At 51.2% G+C, this 21,725-nt stretch carries 20 protein-coding genes; 16 read left to right on the forward strand and 4 right to left on the reverse strand.

Features of this window, described 5'->3' with window-relative positions; all coding sequences use genetic code 11:
* Positions 1-35: 35 nt before the first annotated feature.
* From purL to L4D79_RS23500, 5 genes are all read left to right on the forward strand, one after another.
* Positions 36-3,947, forward strand: coding sequence for a phosphoribosylformylglycinamidine synthase (gene purL / locus L4D79_RS23480; protein WP_428654985.1), 3,912 nt, complete (start codon positions 36-38; stop codon positions 3,945-3,947).
* Positions 3,948-4,108: 161 nt separating this feature from the next.
* A complete protein-coding gene (locus L4D79_RS23485; protein ID WP_428654987.1) occupies positions 4,109-4,786 on the forward strand; it encodes an HAD family hydrolase in 678 nt (225 codons plus the stop codon).
* A 162-nt stretch (positions 4,787-4,948) separates the two neighbouring features.
* Entirely contained in the window at positions 4,949-5,353 is a 405-nt protein-coding gene (locus L4D79_RS23490; protein WP_428654989.1) for a hypothetical protein, read from the forward strand.
* A gap of 117 nt (positions 5,354-5,470) precedes the next feature.
* Positions 5,471-5,809, forward strand: coding sequence for a nitrogen regulatory protein P-II (gene glnB, locus L4D79_RS23495; RefSeq protein WP_107301208.1), 339 nt, complete (start codon positions 5,471-5,473; stop codon positions 5,807-5,809).
* Between the two features lie 348 nt (positions 5,810-6,157).
* On the forward strand, positions 6,158-6,631 hold the full coding sequence (locus tag L4D79_RS23500; protein ID WP_428654992.1) for a Dps family protein: 474 nt from the start codon (positions 6,158-6,160) through the stop codon (positions 6,629-6,631).
* 147 nt (positions 6,632-6,778) lie between these two features.
* Here the strand turns inward: L4D79_RS23500 and L4D79_RS23505 are convergent, their stop codons facing one another.
* Entirely contained in the window at positions 6,779-7,396 is a 618-nt protein-coding gene (locus L4D79_RS23505) for a YitT family protein (RefSeq protein WP_428654995.1), read from the reverse strand.
* A 444-nt stretch (positions 7,397-7,840) separates the two neighbouring features.
* On the opposite strand from L4D79_RS23505, the gene glyA reads away from it, so the two are divergent.
* The 10 genes from glyA (at position 7,841) to L4D79_RS23555 (ending at position 17,535) form a co-directional block, all read left to right on the forward strand.
* On the forward strand, positions 7,841-9,091 hold the full coding sequence (glyA, locus tag L4D79_RS23510) for a serine hydroxymethyltransferase (protein ID WP_428654997.1): 1,251 nt from the start codon (positions 7,841-7,843) through the stop codon (positions 9,089-9,091).
* Positions 9,092-9,257: 166 nt separating this feature from the next.
* Complete coding sequence (nrdR, locus tag L4D79_RS23515) at positions 9,258-9,707, forward strand: transcriptional regulator NrdR (RefSeq protein ID WP_255040667.1); 450 nt, start codon at positions 9,258-9,260, stop codon at positions 9,705-9,707.
* 49 nt (positions 9,708-9,756) lie between these two features.
* Complete coding sequence (gene ribD / locus L4D79_RS23520; RefSeq protein WP_428654999.1) at positions 9,757-10,911, forward strand: bifunctional diaminohydroxyphosphoribosylaminopyrimidine deaminase/5-amino-6-(5-phosphoribosylamino)uracil reductase RibD; 1,155 nt, start codon at positions 9,757-9,759, stop codon at positions 10,909-10,911.
* Position 10,912: 1 nt separating this feature from the next.
* Complete coding sequence (locus tag L4D79_RS23525; RefSeq protein WP_428655001.1) at positions 10,913-11,569, forward strand: riboflavin synthase; 657 nt, start codon at positions 10,913-10,915, stop codon at positions 11,567-11,569.
* 34 nt (positions 11,570-11,603) lie between these two features.
* Positions 11,604-12,707 carry a bifunctional 3,4-dihydroxy-2-butanone-4-phosphate synthase/GTP cyclohydrolase II gene (ribBA, locus tag L4D79_RS23530; protein WP_428655003.1) on the forward strand — a complete coding sequence of 368 codons (1,104 nt, stop codon included), beginning with the start codon at positions 11,604-11,606 and terminating at the stop codon, positions 12,705-12,707.
* 173 nt (positions 12,708-12,880) lie between these two features.
* Positions 12,881-13,351, forward strand: coding sequence for a 6,7-dimethyl-8-ribityllumazine synthase (ribH, locus tag L4D79_RS23535; protein ID WP_006646664.1), 471 nt, complete (start codon positions 12,881-12,883; stop codon positions 13,349-13,351).
* A complete protein-coding gene (gene nusB / locus L4D79_RS23540) occupies positions 13,351-13,818 on the forward strand; it encodes a transcription antitermination factor NusB (RefSeq protein ID WP_187462241.1) in 468 nt (155 codons plus the stop codon). The genes ribH and nusB overlap by 1 nt, the downstream gene beginning before the upstream one ends.
* 62 nt (positions 13,819-13,880) lie before the next feature.
* Positions 13,881-14,852: a thiamine-phosphate kinase gene (gene thiL / locus L4D79_RS23545; protein ID WP_428655006.1), complete on the forward strand. Its 972-nt coding sequence runs from the start codon at positions 13,881-13,883 to the stop codon at positions 14,850-14,852.
* A 3-nt stretch (positions 14,853-14,855) separates the two neighbouring features.
* On the forward strand, positions 14,856-15,341 hold the full coding sequence (pgpA, locus tag L4D79_RS23550) for a phosphatidylglycerophosphatase A (RefSeq protein ID WP_428655008.1): 486 nt from the start codon (positions 14,856-14,858) through the stop codon (positions 15,339-15,341).
* Positions 15,342-15,468: 127 nt separating this feature from the next.
* Positions 15,469-17,535, forward strand: a complete 2,067-nt coding sequence (locus L4D79_RS23555) for a hypothetical protein (RefSeq protein WP_428655010.1) — start codon at positions 15,469-15,471, stop codon at positions 17,533-17,535.
* An 81-nt stretch (positions 17,536-17,616) separates the two neighbouring features.
* Here the strand turns inward: L4D79_RS23555 and dxs are convergent, their stop codons facing one another.
* From dxs to xseB, 3 genes are read right to left on the reverse strand one after another with little or no spacing between them, the layout of a single operon-like run.
* Entirely contained in the window at positions 17,617-19,476 is a 1,860-nt protein-coding gene (gene dxs, locus L4D79_RS23560; protein ID WP_428655012.1) for a 1-deoxy-D-xylulose-5-phosphate synthase, read from the reverse strand.
* Between the two features lie 24 nt (positions 19,477-19,500).
* Positions 19,501-20,403 carry a (2E,6E)-farnesyl diphosphate synthase gene (gene ispA, locus L4D79_RS23565; RefSeq protein WP_428655014.1) on the reverse strand — a complete coding sequence of 301 codons (903 nt, stop codon included), beginning with the start codon at positions 20,401-20,403 and terminating at the stop codon, positions 19,501-19,503.
* Positions 20,396-20,638: an exodeoxyribonuclease VII small subunit gene (gene xseB / locus L4D79_RS23570; RefSeq protein WP_255040680.1), complete on the reverse strand. Its 243-nt coding sequence runs from the start codon at positions 20,636-20,638 to the stop codon at positions 20,396-20,398. Before xseB ends, ispA begins: the two co-directional genes overlap by 8 nt.
* Positions 20,639-20,956: 318 nt before the next feature.
* Here xseB and pomA point away from each other — a divergent pair, with 318 nt between their 5' ends.
* Positions 20,957-21,718 carry a flagellar motor protein PomA gene (gene pomA / locus L4D79_RS23575; RefSeq protein ID WP_428655193.1) on the forward strand — a complete coding sequence of 254 codons (762 nt, stop codon included), beginning with the start codon at positions 20,957-20,959 and terminating at the stop codon, positions 21,716-21,718.
* Positions 21,719-21,725 lie beyond the last annotated feature (7 nt).

Genomic DNA, 21,725 nt, shown 5'->3' on the forward strand with positions numbered 1-21,725 from the left:
CCTTTATTCAACTGCTAATCGAGAGACGTTCGCACATGGAAATTTTGCGTGGTTCACCCGCACTGTCTGAGTTTCGCGTTAATAAGCTACTAGAGCGTTGCCGTGAATTGGATCTGCCTGTGTCAGGTATTTATGCTGAGTTCATGCACTTTGCAGACTTGTCTGCGCCACTGAGTGCGGAAGAGCAAGAAAAGCTAACAAGCTTGCTGACTTACGGCCCTACGATTGCAGAGCACGAGCCGTCAGGCCTACTACTGCTGGTTACCCCTCGTCCGGGAACAATCTCCCCATGGTCATCGAAGTCTACGGATATCGCCCACAACTGTTCCCTTGAGCAAATTAAGCGTCTGGAGCGTGGTACGGCATACTACATCGAAGCCTCAGTTGAGCTATCTGCTGAGCAAGTGGTTGTGCTAAAAGGCCTGATCCATGATCGCATGATGGAAGTTGTTTTCACTGAATCTGATTCAGCAGTTGCCCTTTTCCAGGTTGCAGAGCCAGCCCCTGTTGCTGATGTCGATCTACTATCAGGTGGCCGTAAGGCACTTGAAGAGGCAAACGTGACGCTCGGTCTTGCGCTTGCGGAAGACGAAATTGATTACTTACTAGAAAGCTTTGTGACCAAGCTTGAGCGCAACCCAACAGACATCGAACTGATGATGTTTGCCCAGGCGAACTCAGAGCACTGCCGTCACAAGATCTTCAACGCCGATTGGACCATCGACGGCGTTAAGCAAGAAAAATCCTTGTTCAAGATGATCAAGAACACGTTCGAAACCACACCGGACCACGTTCTGTCTGCCTACAAAGATAACGCAGCCGTAATGACGGGCTCTAAAGTGGGCCGCTTCTTCCCAGATCCTGAGACTCGCCAGTACAACTACCACAACGAAGATGCGCATATCCTAATGAAGGTGGAAACGCATAACCACCCAACGGCTATCTCACCGTGGCCGGGGGCTTCTACCGGTTCTGGTGGTGAAATCCGTGACGAAGGCGCAACAGGTATCGGTGGTAAACCAAAAGCGGGTCTTGTTGGTTTCACAACATCTAACCTACGTATCCCGGGCTTTGAACAGCCATGGGAAACAGATTTCGGCAAGCCGGGGCGTATCGTTAACGCGCTAGATATTATGCTAGAAGGCCCACTGGGTGGTGCCGCGTTCAACAACGAATTCGGCCGTCCCAACCTACTGGGTTACTTCCGTACCTACGAAGAAAAAGTGAATTCTCACGCAGGTGTTGAAGTGCGTGGTTACCACAAGCCAATCATGATTGCGGGTGGTATGGGTAATATCCGTGACGAGCACGTGCAGAAGAAAGAGATCCCAGTCGGTGCAAGCCTAATTGTTCTGGGTGGCCCTGCGATGAATATCGGCCTTGGTGGCGGTGCAGCCTCGTCAATGGCATCTGGCCAGTCAGCGGAAGACTTGGATTTTGCTTCTGTTCAGCGTGAAAACCCAGAGATGGAACGTCGCTGCCAGGAAGTGATCGACCGTTGTTGGCAGCTCGGTGAGGCTAACCCAATCGCATTCATCCACGATGTGGGTGCGGGCGGTATCTCTAACGCATTGCCAGAACTTGTTGATGATGGTGAGCGTGGTGGTATCTTCCAACTGCGCGACGTACCCAACGATGAGCCGGGTATGAGCCCACTAGAGATCTGGTGTAACGAATCACAAGAGCGTTACGTAATGGCTGTTGCGCCAGAACACATGGCAGCATTCGATGCTATCTGTAAGCGTGAGCGTGCACCATACGCCGTGGTGGGTGTTGCAACCGAAGAGCGTGATCTGAAACTTGAAGACTCACACTTCGACAACACGCCAATCGACATGCCAATGGACATCCTATTGGGCAAAACGCCGAAGATGCACCGTGATGCAACAACGCTGAAAGTGGATAGTCCTGCGATTGTTCGTGATGGCATCGAAATTAACGAAGCGGCTGATCGCGTACTGCGCCTACCGACCGTTGCCGAGAAGACATTCCTTATCACTATCGGTGACCGCACGGTAACGGGTCTTGTGGCTCGCGACCAAATGGTAGGACCATGGCAGGTGCCGGTCGCCAACTGTGCGGTAACAGCAGCCAGCTATGACTCTTACCACGGCGAAGCAATGTCGATGGGTGAGCGTACGCCAGTTGCACTGCTAGACTTTGGTGCGTCTGCACGTCTAGCTGTCGGTGAGTCGCTAACCAACATTGCTGCGACCGATATCGGTGATATCAAGCACATTAAACTGTCTGCAAACTGGATGTCTCCAGCGGGTCACCCAGGTGAAGATGCCGGTCTTTACGAAGCCGTTAAAGCGGTAGGTGAAGAGCTGTGTCCTGCATTGGGTCTGACTATCCCTGTGGGTAAAGACTCCATGTCGATGAAGACCAAGTGGGAAGAGAACGGCGAAAACAAAGAAGTGACCTCGCCACTTTCCCTTGTTATCACCGCCTTCGGCCGTGTCGAAGACGTACGCAAGACAGTAACGCCTCAGCTGCGCACTGACAAAGGTGACACGTCACTGGTTCTGGTTGACCTGGGTAACGGTAAGAACCGCCTGGGTGCAACAGCACTGGCACAAGTTTACAAGCAGCTGGGTGACAAGCCGGCTGACGTTGATAATGCAGAGCAGCTAAAAGGCTTCTTTGATGCGATGCAAACCCTTGTCCGTGACGACAAGCTGGTGGCTTACCACGATAAAGGTGACGGCGGTTTATTCGTAACGCTAGCAGAGATGGCATTCGCGGGTCACTGTGGCGTGAAAGCCGATATTGCTGGCCTTGGTGAAGACACGCTGGCAGCGCTGTTTAACGAAGAGCTGGGTGCGGTGGTTCAGGTTAAGAACAATGACCTAGATGCTGTGCAAGCGGTACTGGCTGCGAATGGCCTGGAAGCATGTTCGCACGTTATCGGCAGTGTAGAAGCGTCAGATAGCGTTGTGATCACCTCGGGCGATGCTGTGGTACTCGAGCGCTCTCGTATCGAATTACGCACTATCTGGGCGGAAACGACCCACAAGATGCAAGGTTTGCGTGACAACCCAGCCTGTGCTGACCAAGAGTTCGAAGCGAAGAAAGACAACACTGACCCGGGTCTCAACGTTAACCTGAGCTTTGATATCAACGAAGATGTTGCCGCGCCATTCATCGCCGGCTCGATGGTAAACACGGGTGCCAAGCCTAAGATGGCTATCCTGCGTGAGCAGGGTGTTAACTCGCATGTAGAGATGGCTGCTGCCTTTGACCGTGCTGGCTTCGAAGCAACAGATATCCACATGAGTGATATCCTTACAGGCCAAGCTGCGCTTGAAGAGTACCACGGCCTAGTGGCTTGTGGTGGCTTCTCTTACGGTGACGTACTGGGTGCCGGCGAAGGTTGGGCGAAGTCTATCCTGTTCAATGCACAGGCTCGCGACCAGTTCCAGGCATTCTTCAACCGTGACAACACCTTCTCGCTAGGTGTGTGTAATGGCTGTCAGATGCTGTCGAACCTGAAAGAGCTGATCCCTGGTGCTGACCTATGGCCACGTTTCGTTCGCAACGAATCAGAGCGTTTTGAAGCACGCTTCAGCCTGGTCGAAGTACAGAAATCTGATTCTGTCTTCTTCGATGGCATGGCCGGCTCTCGCATGCCAATCGCGGTATCCCACGGTGAAGGCCGCGTTGAGGTTCGCGATGCGGATCACCTAAGCGCCATCGAAGCATCAGGTACCGTGGCTGTCCGCTATGTGGACAATAACGGTAACCCGACGCAGCAATACCCGAACAACCCGAATGGTTCACCAAACGCTATCACCGGTCTGACAACCCAAGATGGCCGTGTGACTATCATGATGCCTCACCCAGAGCGTGTATTCCGCACTGTGGCTAACTCTTGGCACCCTGATGAGTGGAGCGAGAACAGCCCATGGATGCGCATGTTCCGCAATGCCCGAGTGAATATCGGCTAAGCTAATTGCTTAATATTGATGAAAAAAACCGCTCCTAGTGAGCGGTTTTTTATTACCGGTATCATTTTTGGGAAATAAATCTCGCACTAAATACAAGACTATGATTAAGCTGAAGATATCCATCTATTGCTGAATCGGCCCTAGCCGGTGCAGGAGGTGCAATGATTTTCTTCGATCTTGATAATACCTTGCTCGATCATGATGGGGCGGAACAAGACGCCATTCGCGATTTTGCCAAGCGCTATTGTGATGACATTATTGACTGTCCCGATGGCATCGAGACCATGTGGCGGGCAATCACCGACGAAAAGCGCCAGCAATGGCGGGCCGGCTCGCTCAATTTTGAAGGCCTGCGCCGGGCCAGGATCAGTGCCTTGTTCCGTCGCCCACTCAGTGAAGAGCAGGCCGACAGGCTGATTGCCGAGTATTATACCCACTACCGCCAATACTGGCGTTTGTTCCCCGATGTGTTGCCAGCACTGGAAAAGCTGCGAAACGTCGTGCCGCTGGCCATTATCACCAATGGCTTCACCTACCACCAAGAAGCCAAGCTACAAGCGACAGGGATCCGTGAGTTTTTTTCGTATCTGGTGATCTCGGAGCAGGTCGGTGCCGCCAAACCCGATCCGCGTATTTTCCAGCGCGCATTGAAACAAAGTGGCAAGCAAGCACAGGAGTGCTGGTATATAGGTAACCACCCTTTTAATGATGCCACAGCAGCCAGCGAGCTGGGGTTCAAGGCGGTATGGCTCAACCGGCAGAAGCTGGATACCAAAGTCTCGACCCGGGTCGTCAGAAGTCTAGAGGGACTGGTCGATCTGGTGACTGTTCACTACTAGCGCAGGAGGGAACCTATTGCTGAACCAAGGTCTAAATATGGAGGAGAGAAATTCAATCGTTCAATAATTGAATAATTGTTGTACTGGACAAAATACCCGCATAGAATATGCGCTTATTTTTGCGGGCACTAAATATCATTACCTCATGGAAGAGAGATAATAATGGATGTAACACGTCGTGGACTGCTCCTGGCTGCCAAGGGCCTCGCAGTACTTGTAATGATTTGCCTGGTAAGATATGCCGACAGCTTTGCCCTGATTTTTAGCTTAAATCAAGTCGGCATCGTACCCAGCTATATTGCTATCTTGGTCCTGTTTTCCGGTATCGGCGCGATACTCGGTCTAAGCCGTGGAAATCGCTGGGGATTCATTCCGCTTTATTTTTTCATTCCCGCGATCACTATGTTCTTCAACTACAGCCTGATCCCTTATCTCCCCCAGCTAGTCAGCCCCGAGTTTCGTGGTATGGCCATCTTTTTCCTCAACAGTAGCGTGTTACTCTTTTCCGTCTTGCTACTGCTGAAAATGATGGACAACGATGTCATATTCTCGGTAGAAAAATACTGAAACGTTGATCTTTCAGTATCAGGCTTTTGATATACTTCACTTAAATTAATCAGGTCGTTGGCCGATCCCCAATCACACTTCTGCCAACAGCGCCTTGCTCAGCAAAGGATGATGAGAATGAAAAAAATTGAAGCCATTATCAAGCCGTTCAAGCTTGACGATGTCCGTGAAGCCCTAGCCGATGTGGGTATCACCGGTATGACCGTTTCAGAAGTCAAAGGCTTCGGTCGCCAGAAAGGCCATACCGAGCTTTACCGTGGTGCCGAATACATGGTCGACTTCCTGCCGAAAGTGAAGCTGGAAATCGTCGTGGCCGATGAAGTGGCCGATCAGTGTGTCGATACCATCATCGAAACCGCGCAAACCGGTAAGATCGGTGACGGTAAGATCTTCATGTTCGATGTTGATCGTGTGGTGCGGATCCGCACCGGCGAGGAAGACGAAGACGCTATCTAAAATCGTCTCTGTCGTCGCTGTTTCATCCTCTGGCGGTATCGGAAGTGCTCATTTATGCGTATAAACTCCGCGCTTCCTCTTTGCCAGAGAATGAAACATCTTAGATGACATGGCCCTAGGAGGAGAGGGTTCTAGGTCCTAGGAAGAGCAAAGAAATAACTTGACGTTTAATAGCGTTTTCAAAAATTCTGCAGCACCCAGCACCCAGCACCCAGCACCCAGCACCCAGCACCCAGCACCCATCGCCCCCAAATTGATAGGTTTTGCTTATTGAATATATAAATCAATACGAATGGTGCCTTGGAAGCTCAGTCCGTAATATTGAGGAAAACCAAGGGGGAAAGAATTATGTCTACACAAAATATGATTGGTCTTGATAGCTGTAAAGCTGAAGAGTTGGCGATTCAACTCAATAAGCTATTGGCAAACTACCAAGTACTTTACATGAATGCTCGCGGCTACCATTGGAATATCAAAGGCAAAGAGTTCTTTGAATTACATGCGAAATTTGAAGAGATTTATACCGACCTGCAAGTGAAAATTGATGAGCTGGCAGAGCGTGTACTGACACTGGGTGCGACACCTTCACACAGCTTTACCCATTATGTGCAGGTCAGTGAGATCAAAGAGCATCTAAATTCACATGCCGGTGATGAATGTGTCAGTGGATTACAGCAAGGGTTTAAAGTCCTTCTTGGCATGCAGCGTGGTATTTTGGCCCTTGCCGGTGAGGCGGATGATGAGGGTACTGCTGCCATTATGGGAGACTATATTCGCGAGCAAGAGAAGTTGATGTGGATGCTGAACGCTTATAACCATTAAGCACAGCAGCACGAACGGGAATTAGGCACGAAAAAAAGAGGTCGCAGGAAGCGACCTCTTTTTTTGTATTCCATTATTAGCCCACAGCGACTCTATTCAATGGCCAATAGCCAATAGCCAATAGCCAATAGCCAATAGCCAATTTTATCAACTTGCCTGTGGCTTCAGCTCGCCGCTGTAACGGCCCGGCTTGTGGTTCATTGCCAACACCAAATTCAGCACGAATGCGCCGACGATCGAGAACAGCAATACCATCGGGCTGACAAGGAAGAAGGAGGCGACTAGGATAGTGATATCAATTCCCATCTGTAGCTTGCCCGCTGACCATCCCATTTTTTCCTGTAGGAACAGGACCAATACGTTAAAGCCGCCGAGGCTGGTTTTGTGGCGGAATAGGATCAGCATGCCCAGTCCCATCAGCAAGCCACCGATCAATGCGCAGTACAGTGGTTCGAGACGGCTGATCTCCAGTACATGGTGCAGGTTATCGGTAATGATCGAAACCAGTCCGCCAGAAATAATACTGGTGATGGCAAAGCTCTTACCCATCCGGAACCAGGCCATCAGATAAAACGGGCAGTTCATCATAAAGTACAGCTGGCCAAAAGACAGATCGACAAACTGGCTGAGCAATAGGGCCAGACCGGTTGTTCCACCGGTGAGAAGATCGGCTTGCTGGAGAAAGAAAACCCCTTGGGCAACGATGAAAGTACCGGTAAGAATAGCAATGATATTTTCTTTCAGTGAATGATGATAACCGCTCAAGACAACACTCCTTATGTTTAGAGGCGCCATGATATAGACCATTGATGAAGAGCGTGATAGCCAGGGGCAAATCTGTTCACCTAAGGGTGTACAAATTAAATTACGCCATCGTAAAAAATTAATTTCATCCATTACTTGTAATGTGGGTATTTTGAGTTTGGTTGTCTATGTCGAGGGAGTGAACAACTTGAAAACAATTCATACCAAAAATGAAATAAATACTAATAAAAAGTCACATTAGGGGTATCTGATTTAGATCAATTTCTGTAAAATACAGCGCTATCTACTGGTGAGACGAAAACGTTTGCGTCCCCGTGACGCCTAGCTTTATGGTTTTTCCGTTCTTCGCCAATTTTGTGTGTTTACCGCCTTTTTGTCGGCGAAGCTATTTACCGGCTTACAGAGACAAAAAGGACTGAAAACAATCCGAGTCAGGAGATACAGATGCTAAAGCGCGACATGAATATTGCCGATTATGATGCTGAACTATTTGCAGCGATTCAGGAAGAAACGGCGCGTCAGGAAGAGCACATCGAGTTGATTGCTTCTGAAAACTACACCAGCCCACGCGTGATGCAAGCGCAAGGCTCCCAGCTAACCAACAAGTATGCTGAAGGCTACCCAGGTAAGCGTTACTACGGTGGTTGTGAGTACGTAGACAAGGCTGAGCAACTAGCCATTGACCGTGCTTGCGAGCTATTTGGTGCAGAGTACGCCAACGTTCAGCCTCACTCTGGCTCCCAAGCGAACAACGCTGTTTACATGGCGCTATTGAATGCCGGTGATACGGTATTGGGTATGAGCCTGGCACACGGTGGCCACCTGACTCACGGCTCTCCAGTTAACTTCTCGGGCAAGCTGTACAACATCATTCCTTACGGTATTGATGAAGCTGGCCAGATTGATTATGCCGAAGTAGAAGCGTTGGCGCTTGAGCATAAGCCAAAAATGATCATCGGTGGTTTCTCTGCCTACTCTCAGATTGTTGACTGGAAGCGCATGCGTGAAATCGCAGATAGAGTCGGTGCGTACTTCTTTGTTGATATGGCGCACGTTGCCGGTTTGATTGCTGCAGGCGTTTACCCTAACCCTGTGCCACATGCGCACGTTGTGTCAACAACGACGCACAAGACACTGGCAGGCCCTCGCGGCGGCCTTATCCTGTCAAATGCGGGCGAAGACCTATACAAGAAGCTGAACTCTGCCGTATTCCCTGGTGGCCAGGGTGGCCCTCTGATGCACGTGATTGCGGCAAAAGCGGTGGCATTCAAAGAAGCGATGGAGCCAGAGTTCAAAGACTACCAGGCACGCGTTGTTGAAAATGCCAAAGCCATGGTCGGTGAGTTCCTTGAGCGCGGTTACAAGATCGTTTCTGGCAGCACTGAGAACCACCTGTTCTTGGTTGACCTGATTGATAAAGGCATCACAGGTAAAGAAGCGGATGCGGCACTGGGCGCGGCTAACATGACGGTGAACAAGAACAGCGTACCGAATGACCCTCGCAGCCCGTTTGTGACTTCTGGTATCCGTGTCGGTACACCAGCGATCACTCGCCGTGGTTTTACGGTTGAAGATGCCAAGCAACTGGCTAACTGGATGTGTGATGTGATGGATAACATCGACAACCCAGAAGTGATTGAAGCGACCAAAGTCAAGGTGCTGGACATTTGTAAACGCCTACCTGTTTACGCGTAATGGCCAACGTCGGTTGGCGACGGTAACCAAATTCAAAGAGGGTCTGCAGCTTGCAGGCCCTTTTTTATGTCTTTTATAACGGCATTTTCAGGAGAAATTTTGTGGTAATAGTCTCCCCCCGTTATTGAAATGGGTTACACTGGTGCGACGAAGTTGAGGAGGCAAGATGCATTGTCCTTTTTGTGGTGCCAATGACACCAAAGTAATAGATTCTCGGCTGGTGGCCGATGGCCATCAGGTTCGTCGCCGCCGTCAGTGCCTAGCCTGTAGCGAACGTTATACGACGTTTGAAACCGCTGAGCTGGTGATGCCACGGGTGATCAAGACCAATGGTAACCGTGACCCGTTCAATGAAGATAAGTTACGCGGTGGGATCCAGCGTGCGTTGGAAAAACGCCCAGTCAGCGCCGATGATATCGAGAGTGCCATCAACACCATCAAATCGCGCCTGCGTGCGACCGGTGAGCGTGAAGTGCCATCGGAAATGATCGGTAACTTGGTGATGGAAGCGCTGAAAGAGCTAGATAAAGTCGCCTATATCAGATTTGCTTCTGTTTACCGTAGTTTTGAAGACATTCGTGAGTTTGGTGAAGAAATCGCTAAACTGGAAAAATAATTGATGCCGGACGTGATGTGCCGGCTTTTCTAACCAATACTGAAGTCTCATGTTCTCATCTATCGACCACGCCATGATGCTGCGCGCAATCACGTTGGCGAAGAACGGTCAGTACACGACTACCCCAAACCCCAATGTCGGCTGTGTGATCGCCCATGGCGATGAAATCGTCGGTGAAGGCTATCATTACCGTGCAGGCGACCCCCACGCTGAAGTCTATGCCCTTCGTGCCGCTGGCGAAAAGGCAATGGGGGCGACGGCCTATGTCACCTTAGAGCCTTGCTCTCATTATGGCCGTACCCCGCCATGTGCCGAAGCATTGGTAAAAGCTGGCGTCAAACGTGTGGTTTGCGCCATGGTGGATCCCAACCCAAAAGTGGCTGGCCGTGGTATTGCCATGTTGCAGCAAGCGGGTATCGAGGTACAAACGGGTCTGCTCGAGCCAGACGCCGAAGCGCTGAATCCCGGTTTTATCAAAGTGATGAAAACCGGTCTGCCATATGTCCAGTTGAAACTGGCTGCTAGCCTTGATGGCCGTACCGCGCTGGCTAATGGCGAAAGCAAATGGATCACCGGCCCTGCCGCAAGGGCGGATGTTCAGCGTTACCGAGCCAAAGCGGGTGCTATTCTGTCAACCAGTGCAACAGTACAGGCTGATGACCCGTCGCTGAATGTGCGCTGGCAAGAGCTGGGTAGTGAAGTGCATAAAGCCTACCCGCAGGCAGAATTACGTCAGCCGGTTCGGGTCGTGATTGACAGCCAGAACCGAGTGACACCGCAGCACCGCTTGGTGAGCCTACCAGGAAAAACGGTTCTGGCGAGAAAGCAGGCCGATACCCAACAATGGCCACAAGACGTTGAACAGCTGGTTATCAAAGAAGGCGAGCGAGTAGACCTTACTGCCTTGATGGCGGAGTTGGCAAAGAACAATATTAACCATATCTGGGTTGAAGCGGGTGCTGGCCTAGCGGGCGGTTTGTTGCAAGCCGGATTGGTCGATGAGCTGATCTTGTACCAAGCGCCCAAATTGATGGGCAGCGATAGCCGCGGGTTGGTTGATCTCAATGGCCTGATAGCGATGGATCAGGTTCCCGAACTGAGCGTGACGGATGTGCGTATGGTGGGAGGGGATATTCGTATCACTTCCCGCATCCAGGCCCATATCCAAGCAGATATACTCAATCAGACAAAGAATAAGGTTTGACATGTTTACTGGCATTATTGAAGCCGTGGGTACGATTACTGCCCTGACCCCTAAAGGCAAAGACATTTCTGTGACGGTGGACTCCGGCAAGCTAGACCTATCCGATGTAAAATTGGGTGATAGCATTGCAACCAACGGCGTGTGTTTGACCGTCGTTGCACTGACAGGATCAGGCTATGTGGCCGATTTGTCGTTGGAAACACTAAAGCGTACCGCATTTGTAGAATACCGTGCGGGACAGAAAGCTAATTTGGAAAAAGCCATGCTGCCGACCACACGTTTCGGTGGCCACATGGTGTCTGGCCATGTTGATGATGTGGCAGAAGTCATAGAACGTAATCAAACCGGTCGCGCGATTGAGTTTTGGTTGAAGGCACCAGCCCATTTGGCGAAGTACATTTCGGAGAAGGGCTCGGTGTCGGTTGATGGGATCAGTCTGACGGTTAACGCTATCCGCGGTGATGAGTTCAAGCTAACCATCGTGCCACATACGGCATCGGAAACCACCATGGAGGCATTCACGCCGGGTCGTAAGATCAACCTGGAAGTGGATGTTATCGCCCGCTACCTAGAGCGCCTGATGCTGGGCGACAAGGCCGCGGAGCCAAAATCAGAAGTTTCTATGGATTTGCTGGCCCGCAGCGGATTCCTTGGATAAACAGACAGAATATAAACAAGAATAAGGTAGCGATATGGCTCTAAGCAGCGCAAAGGACATCATCGAAGATATCCGCCTAGGTAAGATGGTTATCCTGATGGATGACGAAGATCGTGAAAATGAAGGCGATCTGATCATTGCGGCGGAAAAAATCACGCCTGAAGCAATCAACTTTATGGCTCGCCATGGCCGTGGATTGATCTGCCTGACCTTGACTAAATCTCGCTGTCAGCAACTGAAGTTGCCTTTGATGGTGCAGGATAACACCGAACAATTTAGCACCAACTTCACCGTATCGATTGAAGCGGCGGAAGGGGTAACAACCGGTATTTCGGCGGCCGATCGTGCTGTTACCGTACAGGCGGCCGTCGCAGCCAATGCGTCACCGGCTGATATCGTGATGCCAGGCCATATTTTCCCGTTGATGGCACAAGAAGGTGGGGTATTGGCTCGTGCCGGTCACACTGAAGCTGGCTGTGATATTGCGCGCCTTGCTGGTTTGGAGCCATCAAGTGTGATTGTCGAAATCCTTAATGAAGACGGCACCATGGCGCGTCGCCCGGATCTCGAGATCTTTGCTGAGCAGCATGGCCTGAAACTGGGCACGATTGCAGACCTTATTGAGTACCGTAATAATAACGAAACCACTATCGAACGTGTCGCGCAGTGCACTCTGCCAACAGAATTCGGTGACTTTGAGATGATCACCTACCGTGACACCATCGACAACGAAGTCCACTACGCATTGCAAAAAGGCGATGTGGTAGAAGGTGAGCCAACGTTGGTACGTGTTCACTTGCAAGATACATTCAAAGATATTCTTCACTCGGGTGCGACCCAGTGGACACTGCCATCGGCAATGAAGCGTATTGCTGACGAGGGCGGGGTATTGGTGGTGCTGAGCAAGGCGGAAAGCCAAGAATCGGTCATTACCAAGGTTCAGAATATGGCGGCTAAAGAAGAGGGAAGGCCCGGCGTGAAGCTGAACCCGAAAGATCAGTCTCGCCAGGTCGGTGTCGGTTCGCAGATCCTGTCTGATTTGGGCGTTTCAAAAATGCGCCTGCTGTCATCTAGCACCCAGCGCTATCATTCGCTGTCGGGTTTTGGCCTCGAAGCGGTTGAATATATTTGCGAATAATGGAAGCGGGCAAGATGCCCGCTTTTCTCCGAAACGCTAACTCTAATATTTATCCCAAACATTGCTGGTATGGGGCGGGAAAGTGCTTGAATATGCCAATTGGTATAACGCATAAAGTGTGATAGACTCCCGCGGTTTCTCATACCGGAAAAGACATAGTCACAGGAAGGCCCATGAAGGTAATTGAAGGCGCCATCGCGGCACCAAACGCAAAAGTTGCTATCGTAATCGCACGCTTCAACAGCTTTATCAACGAAAGCCTGCTTTCAGGTGCGCTAGACGCTCTGAAACGTCAGGGTCAAGTAAGTGAAGACAACATCACTGTTGTTCGTTGCCCAGGTGCATATGAGCTACCGCTTGTTGCTCAGCAAGTTGCTAAAAGCGATCGTTATGATGCTATTGTTGCGCTTGGCTCTGTGATCCGTGGCGGTACGCCACATTTTGATTATGTTGCCGGTGAGTGTAACAAAGGTCTGGCTCAGATTGCTCTAGAGTACAATACTCCAGTTGCATTCGGTGTTCTGACTGTAGATTCTATCGAACAAGCCATTGAGCGTGCCGGTACCAAGGCTGGTAATAAAGGGGCAGAGGCTGCACTAAGCGCGCTTGAAATGGTTAATGTCCTGTCCCAAATTGAATCCTAATGGGGGTTAGTGTGAAACCAGCCGCACGTCGTAATGCACGTCATTTTGCTGTACAAGCAATTTATTCTTGGCAAATTACCAAAGGTAATGTTGCTGATATCGAACAACATTTTCTTTCTGACGATAAATTCGAAGAAGAAGAGCACCAGGCAGAAGCCCCGGCGCTTGCAGCACCGCATACAGATGTTGCTTACTTCCGTGACTTGCTGACAGGTGTTGTGCTGAACCATCAGGAACTGGACAGCAAAATGCGTCCGTACCTGTCTCGTCCTCTACAGGACTTGGATCAGATGGAACTAGCGCTACTTCGTCTTGCTATGTACGAGATGACCAAGCGCGATGACGTACCATATAAGGTAGTTATCAACGAAGCTATCGAATTGGCAAAAGCCTTCGGTGCTGAAGATAGCCACAAGTTTGTGAATGGTGTGCTGGACAAGGCAGCGCCATCACTTCGCAAGAAGTAATCACAACGCTATTATAAAAGGCCAGCAATGCTGGCCTTTTTTCTATCTATAAAAAGAAGAATATGGCAAACGAATTTGATCTGATAGCCCGGTACTTTGAAAACCAGGCCGTGAAACGCAAAGATGTGCCGTTGGCCATTGGTGACGACTGTGCTTTGCTGGAGGTACCGAATGGTAGCCAACTGGCAGTTAGCACCGATTCCTTGGTGGCGGGAACCCACTTTTTAGCCGATGCTGATCCGTCATGGATTGCCCACAAGGCACTTGCCTCTAACCTCAGTGATCTAGCGGCTATGGGGGCAACGCCTGCCTGGGTATCGCTGGCACTGACCATGCCAAAGCCGGATGAAACGTGGTTGGCTGGGTTCTGCAAAGGCTTTTTTGCCTTGGCGGAATACTACAATGTCCAGCTGGTGGGCGGGGACACGACCAAGGGCCCGCTTAGTATTACCTTGACAGTGCATGGCTTTATTCCAACAGGGAAAGCGCTGACCCGCAGTGGCGCTCGCTCTGGCGACTGGATTTACGTGACAGGTAACCTCGGCGACAGCGCTGCAGGGCTGGCGCTGCTTTTGGGCCAGAAAACCGTTGATGATCCTGCGTTGGCGGCGACCTTGCTTGAGCGACACCATAAGGCAGAACCTCGCATTTTAGCCGGCCAAGCGCTGCGGGGACTCGCTTCGTCGGCGCTGGATATTTCGGATGGCCTAATTAGTGATCTTGGGCATATCCTGAAACGATCTGGGGTGGCAGCAGAAATTGACGTTGATAAACTACCGCTGTCGCCAGAGCTTATCGCTTTCGAACCCGAGCGCGATACAGCACTACAGCTGGCCTTGGCGAGCGGTGAAGAGTATGAGCTGTGCTTCACGGTACCGGAGCAGAATAGGGGCGCGGTTGACACGGCCTTAGCTCGCAGTGGTGTGAGGGCAACCTGTATTGGCCAGTTGCGGCCGGGACAAGGTATTACCTTGGTTCGCAAGAGCCAGCCGCTGAGCTGGAAACTGCACGGATATGATCATTTTGCGGAGTAAATAGTGGCAAACCCAAAAGATAAAATTAACCTGAAAAACCCATGGCATTTCTTGGCTACCGGATTCGGTAGCGGGCTTTCGCCTATCATACCGGGAACCATGGGGACCGTGGCAGCGATCCCGCTATATTTGCTGATGGCACAATTGCCATTTACGGCCTACCTAGTGATCACTGTGGTTGCAGCCCTGATCGGTATTACCATTTGCCAGAAAACCTCAGATGACATGGGGGTCCATGACCATGGCAGTATTGTCTGGGATGAATTTGTCGGTTTCTGGATCACCATGGCTATTGCACCAGTGGTCAGCTGGCAGTGGGTGCTGGCGGGCTTTGTCCTGTTCCGCTTCTTCGATATGGTCAAGCCATGGCCAATCAGCTGGCTGGATAAACATGTCCACGGTGGCTTGGGGATCATGGTTGACGATATTTTGGCAGGCTTTATGGCGATGATTGCCTTGTGGGGCTTGGGCCATTGGCTGGGTTGGTAACCTTACCCACCGTACCTTGTTATTAAAGCCGCGCATTTGCGCGGCTTTTTTATTTCTAATTCAATGGACTACTCTTTAAGGGGCGAGAGGTTAGAGGTTAGAGGTAATAGGGAGGTGCTGTTTGCATGTGCTAAGGAATATTTTTTGGTCTGCCTGGTTAGCGATGTTGTCACCGCTTAGCCTGGCTCAGGTTTACCCCTCGACCGGCACCGCATGGGTCTTACCTGGTAGCTGGCAGGGTACGGTTATCCAGGGTCAACCTCATACAGCCGACCAAGTTAAAACGTGGGAAAGCCAGCATGCCGATGTGGTGTTTGGCAGCATGCAGGATCTGGAAATCAACCGCCGGATGCATGCGATGGGGTATATGTATGCCCAGAAATTCGACTGCCGCCCAGGTAAACAAGAAGCTTGGCTGAGTCAGAGAGCCTTGAATTCGGGCATAGATGTAGAAGATGGGTACCTACACTTTACCGAAGATACCCAATTGGCAATGGATAAGCCCAATAAAGGGCTGGACTATTTGCTTGAGGGGCACCCATATCATTTACTGCTGATCCGCAACGGTCAGTTCTCGACGGCACGTTTGCCCATCAAGCTCGAGCCCGATGATAAATTGGTGATGTTTGCTTCTTACCCGTTTGAGCGAGTGTCGGTCAAAGCGGGAGGGCTCCCTGAAATTGCCCGGCATGTGACGAACGATGAAGGGAGTGTCGCCCGGTGGCGGCCACTTGAGGTGGAGTGGCACATTAAGTCCGGTGAGGATTGGGCGATCAAGTATGAAGGGCAACTTCAATTGGAGCGTCCGTGGGACAGTGCTCAGCCGTGGTATCAGGGGCGCGAGCTAAACTCTGGCGAACTAGGACTAGCCGCTGGGCTACGGGTGTGGATGCTAGAGCTGGCCTGGCGAAAGCCGACCGAGGTTGAGTCATTGGCAATAACACCATGGCTTGAGGTACGTCAGCAGCGCCTGCTTATTCCCGGCTGGGATCCTGCCAATGATGTCGATGGTGATGGTTATATTAATCCGCGGGAATTTTCATCCAGAGCCAATACAAAGGCGTCGGCGCGCTTTCGCCATCAGGCAAGGCTCATTCCGGCTGGCTATATGTGGCCGGGGACTTGTTGGCACCGGGTTAACTTCCTTGATAGTACTTTCAATAAGCTGCATGCGCAGTGGTACCTGGAAGACTGGCAACAGCAGGGGCTCTCTGGTGCGTATAACGATGATATGGCGAAGTTGCTGGGGGGAAATCAGTTCACGGTCGTATCGGGCGGAGAGGTTCGGGAGCTTGCCATGATGGCGGGGAGTCAGCAGGCAGAATATGAATACGCTAAGCAGCTTGCCGGTTTCCTCAAGCAAGTTAAATCCTTGACCGACACCCAGTGGCTGGCTGCCAACATCTCCGAGCTCAATCTTTGGCATTATGCACCATGGCCGCCAGAACTCAGGGAGGTTATCGATGTCTGGCTGCGTGAACACTACCTGACCCCAGCGATTGGGCTCGATCGCCTGCAGCGCTATTGGGATAGTTTTGCACTGGCAGCCCTGCAGGATAAGAGCCTGATCATGGCCTCCACCAAGGGAGGGCTAAGTCACTACTCACCTTCGGATCCAGCGGCATGGCAGCAGGATATCAAAACCGGGTTGGCTCTGTATTACCTTTTCAACGTACCGGGACAGACTTTCTACCATAGCTGGAACCAGAGCTACTACTATGACAGTGGCAAGACCAAGCTGGGCAACTGGTATCAGGCCGGTGTCGGCAAGAATATCGCCTATCAACCCACGGCAATGCTTGAAGTGGATATCGGCATTCCCGAAGCGGCTCCGGAAGGGGCTGAATTGGTGGTATTTGATGATAAAGGCAAGGAAGCGGACTCGGCTGCAACAAATATTGGCGGTATTCCGCTGCAGCCTTCCGGCTGGTTTTGGCTCCAGCGCAGTGGTTGGTTCGGCGGCTTTCCCGACCAGGGGGTGATTGCCCGCCGCTATAGCGAAGGACTCGTTATTTATCGGGGGACCAGAGAGCGAAACCAATCTGATTTCTTCTCTGCGGAACCGCTTGATATCAGCCTTAGTGGGGTTTACCGCCCCGTGAACTTTGATGGCAGCCTTGGGCCTGGGGTTAGCCACGTGTCGCTGGGTGGTTACCAGGGAATGATTTTAAAAAAGGTAAACGAGAAGAAGTAGGACTGGAATGAAAAAATGCCCCAAGCAACCGGAAGTTGCTTGGGGCATCGTATTTTGAGTCGTCGTTCGGCGCTGCGATGGTTAGTCGATATAAGCGCGGATCTGCTTTTCGAGACCCGGACCGTCGATTTCCAGCATTGCGTGAAGTTCGGCTTGGGTACCTTGTTCAATGAAGCGATCGGGTAGGCCAAGGTTCAATACCGGCTTGAGTACTTTTTGTTTCATCAAGAACTCATTGACACCACTACCGGCACCGCCGGCAATCGCATTTTCTTCAACGGTTACCAACACATCATGGCTGGCGGCCAGTTCAAGGATCAGCGCTTCATCAAGAGGCTTCACAAATCGCATATCGGCAACAGTCGCATTGAGCCCCTCAGCGGCTTCCAGCGCATAGCTCAACATAGTGCCGAAGCTAAGGATAGCGACTTTTTCCCCTTCACGGCGGACAATCCCCTTACCGATTGGCAGGGCGGTCATTTCACGTTCAGGCGCAACTCCCGTGCCGCTACCGCGAGGATAGCGAACCGCACTCGGGCCTTGGTGCATGTGGCCGGTATAGAGCATCTGGCGACACTCGTTTTCATCGCTTGGGGCCATGATCACCATATTCGGAATACAGCGCATGAAGCTTATGTCAAAGGCACCCTGGTGGGTTTGGCCGTCGGCGCCAACAAGCCCGCCACGGTCGATGGCAAACATCACCGGCAGATCCATAATTGCGATATCGTGGATCAACTGATCATAGCCGCGCTGCAGGAAAGTCGAGTAAATCGCCACAATCGGGTGGTAGCCGCCAATGGCCATACCGGTTGCCAGTGTGACGGCATGCTGCTCGGCAATTGCCACATCAAAATACTGCGATGGGTATTCTTTGGAGAAGCGGACCATACCCGAACCTTCACGCATGGCTGGCGTGATAGCCATCAGCTTTTCATCCTGCTCGGCCATGTCACACAGCCAGTCGCCAAACACATTGGAGAAGGTTGGCTGGCTTTTCGCTTTCGGGATCGGGTTCTGGTTCAGATCAAACTTAGGTACCGCGTGGTAGTTGATCGGATCCGCTTCGGCAGGGGCGTAGCCTTTGCCTTTCTTGGTCATTATGTGCAGGAACTGCGGCCCTTTGAGGTTACGCATGTTCTTGAGGGTTTTGACTAGCTCCTCGACATCATGGCCATCGATTGGGCCAATGTAGTTGAAGCCTAGCTCCTCGAACATGGTACCCGGAACTACCATGCCTTTGAGGTGCTCTTCGGCACGCTTGACTAGCTCTTTGATAGGGGGCGCACCAGCCAGAACTTTTTTGCCGCCTTCACGGATAGTGGTATAGAGATTACCGGACAGCAGACGCGCCAAGTGATTATTCAGGGCACCGACATTTTCCGAAATCGACATTTCGTTGTCGTTGAGGATCACCAGCATGTCAGAGTGGACACCGCCGGCGTGGTTCATGGCTTCGAAAGCCATGCCCGCAGTAATGGCACCATCACCAATGACGCTGACAACCTTACGGCCTAGCCCTTCTTTTTCAGATGCGATGGCCATACCCAGCCCGGCACTTATCGAGGTGGATGAGTGGCCGACGGACAGCACATCGTACTCGCTTTCTTCACGCCACGGGAACGGGTGTACCCCATTTTTCTGGCGGATGGTTGGCATCTGGTCACGACGGCCGGTCAGGATCTTGTGCGGGTAGGCTTGGTGGCCCACATCCCAAATCAGGTGGTCGAACGGCGTGTTGTATACATAATGCAACGCGACGGTTAACTCGACAGCACCTAGCCCAGAGGCAAAGTGGCCACTGCTCTGGCTAACAGAGTTAAGGAGATAGGTGCGTAGCTCGTCGCACACAGCCGGCAGGCTTTCTGCAGGTAGTAGGCGTAACTCATCTGGGGTGTTGGCCAACGCCAAATGAGGGTATTTCGAAATATCCAGTGTCATAACATTCACGGCGCTTTGCTGTTTTTAGTTATTGCGCTCGATGACGTATCGGGCAAAAACTTCTAATTGTTCTGTATTGTAAGGTATTGCACTCAATGCGTGTAGTGCCTGTTGGTACAGTTGCTGAGCTTTTGCCTTGGCGCCATCCAACCCGAGAAGAGCAGGATAGGTACTTTTTTCCAGCTCGATGTCCGAACCTTGTGGCTTGCCCAAGGTTTCAGTATCACTTATTACGTCAAGAATATCGTCTTGGACTTGAAACGCCAAACCAATTGCATCGGCATAGGCATTAAGTTGAGGCAAAACGGCAACGCCTTTTTCCCCAGCGGCCAGTGCGCCAAGGCGAACCGCGCAGCGGATCAGGGCGCCGGTTTTGTGGCGATGGATATTTTTGAGTTGCTCAAGTCCGACATGCTTGCCTTCTGCATCAAGGTCAAGGGCTTGGCCCATACACATGCCGCTGGCACCGGACGCCTTGGCCAGCTCGCGGATCATCGCGACACGGTTGGTTTCGCCATCAGCACTCAGAGAGCCTGAAGCGAGAATGTCAAACGCCAGTGTTTGCAGCGCATCACCGGCTAGAATGGCGGTTGCTTCATCAAAGGCAATATGGCAGGTCGGTTGGCCGCGGCGCAGGTCATCATCGTCCATTGCCGGAAGATCATCGTGAATCAACGAATAAGCGTGGATGCACTCTACCGCCGCAGCTGGCGTATCCAGATCGACAATGTCGGCACCTAGCATCTCACCAGTGACGTAAGTCAGAAATGGACGGGCACGTTTACCCCCCAGCAGGGTACCATGTTTCATGGCCTTGATGAGTGGCAGCTCAGCAAAAGGCTGGGCATCAATCCACTGTCCAAGCTGCTGGTTGCTGCGCGCTTGATAAAACTGAAGTGATTGCGACAGTGATGGCGTGTTATTCATTATTTGTATCAAATTTGGTCAGGGGGGCTTCGTCATCTGCCTGAAGCAGGATTTCAACGCGTTGTTCGGCTTGGGTCAGTTTCTGCTGGCTGGTGCGGGCAAGGGCAATACCGCGTTCGAATTTTTTAAGTGCATCTTCGAGCGCAATGTCTCCGGATTCTAACTCATTGACGATTGCGTCTAGTTCATCCAGTGCGGCTTCAAAGGCCATATTTTCAGGTTTTTTGGCTGCCATAGTGGTGTCATTTCTCATCTAAGTGCTCGAAAAATAGCGTAGAGCGTAATCTGGGTCAAATTATCTCACAGTAATCTGTGTAGCAAACAGGATTTTTCTTTTTTTCTCCCTACAAGGCTAAACCTAAGCAGCAAAGTGCCGATAATAAGTTTCAGTAACGAAAATTGATGGTGTTAGCTTCATACTGAGGTCACCTGAAGCACGAATAATGAACGAATGCATCCCTTTTGGCATTGTGGCTTTGAAAGGTCACAAGGGGCTAGATACAATGTACCGTTCAATATTGATTCACAAGTGCAACGAACTGGAGACTACCAAGTGGATTTGGCGACCCTTATAGGATTAATTGGGGCATTTGCTTTTGTCATTATGGCCATGGTGCTAGGCGGCAGCTTTGGCATGTTCGTTGACACCCAGTCGATTCTGATTGTTTTGTGTGGTTCGTTGTTTGTAGCCTTGATGCAATACAGCGTTGGCCAGTTTTTGGGGGCCACTAAAATTGCCGTTAAGGCATTTATGTTCAAGAACGACAATCCGGAAGATCTTATTGCGAAAATTGTCGAGATGGCTGATGCCGCCCGTAAAGGTGGTTTCCTCGCGCTGGAAGAGATGGAGGTGGATAATAGCTTCCTGCGAAAAGGCGTCGATTTGCTGGTAGATGGTCATGATGCCGATGTGGTAAGGGCGACGCTGCAAAAAGATATCGCCTTGACCAATGAACGCCATGAGCAGGGGATCGGTATCTTCAAGGCGCTTGGCGATGTTGCTCCTGCGATGGGGATGATAGGTACCCTGATCGGTCTGGTGGCCATGCTGTCGAACATGGACGACCCTAAATCAATCGGTCCGGCGATGGCGGTCGCCCTTTTGACAACCCTGTATGGCGCTATCATGGCCAACATGGTGATGTTGCCAATAGCGGCAAAATTGGGCCTGCGCAAAGATGAAGAAAAACTCAATCGCCGTCTGATCCTCGACGGGGTATTGGCAATTCAGGATGGCCAGAACCCCCGGGTTATCGATAGCTATCTGAAGAACTACCTCAACGAGAAAAAACGTACGATTAACGTTGATGATTAAGAGGGGC

This window comes from Photobacterium satsumensis (assembly GCF_050336935.1).
GTDB lineage: Bacteria > Pseudomonadota > Gammaproteobacteria > Enterobacterales > Vibrionaceae > Photobacterium > Photobacterium satsumensis.